At 57.5% G+C, this 3,564-nt stretch carries 4 protein-coding genes; all 4 read left to right on the plus strand.

Annotated elements, in window-relative coordinates; all coding sequences use genetic code 11:
• Positions 1 to 450, plus strand: a 450-nt coding sequence (locus tag HKN37_11170; GenBank protein NNE47209.1) for a DUF2269 family protein, incomplete at its 5' end; no start/stop codon positions are given.
• A gap of 237 nt (positions 451 to 687) precedes the next feature.
• Entirely contained in the window at positions 688 to 1,227 is a 540-nt protein-coding gene (locus HKN37_11175) for a GNAT family N-acetyltransferase (protein ID NNE47210.1), read from the plus strand.
• Between the two features lie 359 nt (positions 1,228 to 1,586).
• Positions 1,587 to 2,438, plus strand: coding sequence for an alpha/beta hydrolase (locus HKN37_11180; protein ID NNE47211.1), 852 nt, complete (start codon positions 1,587 to 1,589; stop codon positions 2,436 to 2,438).
• Between the two features lie 93 nt (positions 2,439 to 2,531).
• Positions 2,532 to 3,068 (plus strand): putative metal-dependent hydrolase, encoded by a 537-nt coding sequence (locus HKN37_11185; protein ID NNE47212.1) that lies wholly within the window; start codon positions 2,532 to 2,534, stop codon positions 3,066 to 3,068.
• Positions 3,069 to 3,564 lie beyond the last annotated feature (496 nt).

A 3,564-nucleotide genomic window follows, 5' to 3' on the forward strand; every position in this document is an offset into this window, starting at 1 on the left:
GTCGGGGTGGTGCTGTTCTTCAGCGGCTTCGCAGCATCGCTCTTCTTGAAGGCGAGGGCTGAACGGACCCGGGACCCTGGGATCCTCTCGTACACATTCTCGCTGATCAACTTCAACGATAAGTGGTTCACGCCCCCCTCAATACTCCTCATCCTCGTGGGCGGCTTCGGTGCTACCCTGATGACCGGACTACCGGTCGTGGGGACAGGCTGGATCTTTTGGTCGCTGGTCCTCTTCGGTATCTCCGGATTGATCTTCGTGTTCAGGGCCCTCCCCCTCCAGCACCGCATAGAGAGGATGACTAGTGTAGGCACGTCCGCTGCGGCTTTCGACTGGACGAGCTATCAAAAGCTATCGCGTAGCTGGACTAGATGGGCGACAGCGGCTTTTCTGATCGTCATAAGTGCGTTCGTACTGATGGTGTTTAAACCTTCACTCCCGACGCTCTAGCGCCTTTCTCGTACATCACAGCAGAGGGCGACGACGCGCACAAATGGAAGGTGAGCCAAGATTTTCACTGCTCAGGTTTGGCGTCGCAAGTGCGGCATGGCCATTCGCTCCACAGCCGATCGCGGGTGCGACGCTCTTACTCTTCGTAATCTCTGATGCAGGAGCTCAATCACCCGCTAGATTCTCGAGGTCCTTACGCGCGAGGCGGCTCGCGCACGATCTCCAGGATACCCAAATATGTCATTCGATTATCAGCCGACCCTGAAAGGCGCGCTCGTAGAACTGAGGCCCCTCGGCAGTCAAGACTACGAGGAGCTCCACGCAGCAGCTGCCGATCCACTCATCTGGGAACAACACCCGGTCCCCAATCGCCACGAAGAACCAGTCTTCAAGGCATTCTTCAGAGACTCCCTCGCATCCGGCGGTGCTCTGGTCGCCACCGACATCACTAGTCAGCGAATCATCGGGTCTTCGCGATTCCATGGCTACAATGAGGAACGGAGCGAGGTTGAAATCGGCTGGACATTCCTTTCGCGAGCTTACTGGGGCGGCATCTACAACCGTGAGATCAAACGACTCATGTTGGGACATGCTTTCCGTTTCGTTCACCGCGTTGTCTTTCTTGTTGGCCTCCAGAACGTCCGGTCACAGCGAGCCGTAGAAAGGATTGGTGCCACTCGAGCAGGTGCGAGACCTGACGACGGTGGTCATGAAAGCTATGTGTATCAAATCACTCCCGCAGCCTTCGAAGACCAGACTGGCTTCGAATTTCCTTGAGCCGCGCGAAGTCGGAACGCACGATAGGGAGCAATTCTGGTCAGACACCCGGAGCGTGCGCACCGTGAACGTACGATCACCTTCGTCGCCCCCACGATATCCCGGGAGGAACCGTCGGCTTTGATCCTGCGGAATCGGGGGAACGTGGCGGTTGGTGTGGGTCTGACTCGCCGTTGGGAATCCGCGGCCGACGATGCCACTGATTCCTCTAAAACCGACTCTGACTCTGTTTGGTGGTTGGCAGGGAGCATTGCATGCTTGTTTATATCTTTCGCGGTGGTCAGCTACCCTGACATGTAGATGTTGGACAACAGAGTGAGCAATCTGACCGGATAATTCGTCATAAACTGGTTCCATGCGTGAATAGGGTCAAGGTCGGACTACTGGTCGCCGGGATGCTCCTTGTGGCCGCCGCGGTCGGCGGACTGGTGGGCGCAGGGGCTGCCATCGCCCTGATAAAAACCTCCTACAACGGGCCGACCGAAGACAACCTCGCCACAGAGATCTTCGTTCATTCTAACATACTTGATGAGTCAGTGCGCCTGGGCGTGCGGATGCCGGACGAGTACGGATCAGACCCCGACCGACGCTTTCCCGTCCTCTGGGTGCTCGACGGCCCGTGGCAGGGCAGGCAGATAGCAGAGGCGACTCGTACTCTATCCACGGTCGGTGTTGCAGCGCCGGCGATCGTGGTCGAAGTCCCCCAGACCGGTGCCGGTCGCGTCGACGACTTCACTCCTCCCCGCGAGCTGATGTCGACGGCCGGTGGACTTGGAGATCGCTTCCTTGCATTCATCGAACAGGAGGCGATCCCTGCCGTCGGATCTCAACTCCGGGTAGATTCAACCCGCATTCTGATCGGACACTCTCGTGGCGGACTCTTCGCCATCTATGCGCTCATCGAAAGGCCCAACCTCTTCGACGGCTACTTCGTGTTCAGTCCGTCGGCATGGGTGGGAAATCGGGCGATCGTTCCGGCACTGGAGAGCAGATTGAGTCAGCCCGAATCTCTTGACACCTTTTTGTATCTAAGCCTCGGCGAGCACGAAGGTAACCGAATGCGCGACGGATTTGACGCAATCCGGGAGTCACTTGAATCCGCGGCGCCCACCGGGCTCGTGTGGCACACGGATGTGGTGGCAGGCGCAGATCACGCAGACACACCAGTCCGATCGTTTCCGTCCGCCGCTCGTCGATTCTGGGGCAAGTAGAAACGCACAACGGCTGAAAACGACGGCACGGCCAAGAATGACGCGGTACGTCACGGCCGTCAAGAAACGCGAGAAATCCCGGAGCCATAAACCATGACTGACCTCAGATATCCCATCGGGCAATTCGAGCATAGCGGCCCCGTTTCCGACAGCGATCTCTCGGGGTGGATCAGGCAGATCGAGATCTTGCCTGAGCAGCTCCGGCACGTCGTCATCAGGCTTTCGGATGAACAACTCGATACAGTATATCGCCCGGGCGGTTGGACTATCCGACAGGTTGTTCACCATATCGCCGATAGCCACACCAACTGCTATGTACGATTCAAGTGGGCGCTCACCGAGGAAGCGCCGACGATCAAGACGTACGACGAACGTCAATGGGCAGCGCTAATCGACTACCGCCTGGTGCCCGTCCAGACGAGCCTCGATTTCCTGTCCCTCCTTCACGAAAGGTGGGTAGTCCTGCTGCGTGCGCTGACACCTGATCAGTTGTCGCGGCAATTCATTCATCCGGAATCGGGTCCATCAGAGCTTGCGTGGAACGTCGGCAATTATGCCTGGCATGGTCGACATCACCTCGCACACATCACAAGCACCGTTGAACGCGAGGGTTGGAATGTGAGCGTATAGAATCGCATCACATGCCCATGCTGAGTAACGCGGCGTGTATGAAACCCATCGAACGTTGTAGCTGGAGACCTCTATGTCCGGAAGAAGAATCGTATCGCTTAGCCTGTTAGTCGTCGTGGCCGGACAGGGGCGACCGCGGCTGTGTCGGGATTTCCCCGCTTGACAATCCTCACCGCCCTACCGACCATGAGGACGCGACGCGTGCAGAGCCGCTAGTGCGGAGATGCTAAGGCTCACAATCGATTGGACTCTAGCCAGGAGGAAAAGTGAATTTGCTTGGCAAACTTCTCGAACAAAGCGGAAGGCCTCGCGGACTGTTAGGCCGGTTTCTCGTTCGTGGTATGAACTCAGGGCATTCTGATCTAACGCAATGGGGACTTTCGAAGGTGCAGATCCCTGAAACCGCGAACGTCCTCGATATCGGATGCGGTGGCGGTCGAACTCTCGAGTATCTGGCATCGCTGGTTGGACGCGGCAAAGCAGTCGGCATTGACTA

The sequence above is a fragment of the Rhodothermales bacterium genome (assembly GCA_013002345.1).
In the GTDB taxonomy this organism is placed as follows: Bacteria; Bacteroidota; Rhodothermia; order Rhodothermales; family JABDKH01; genus JABDKH01.

Coding starts and splice junctions, on each gene's coding strand:
- HKN37_11175 (NNE47210.1), top strand. CDS start 688: ATGTCATTCGATTATCAGCCGACCCTGAAAGGCGCGCTCGTAGAACTG.
- HKN37_11185 (NNE47212.1), top strand. CDS start 2,532: ATGACTGACCTCAGATATCCCATCGGGCAATTCGAGCATAGCGGCCCC.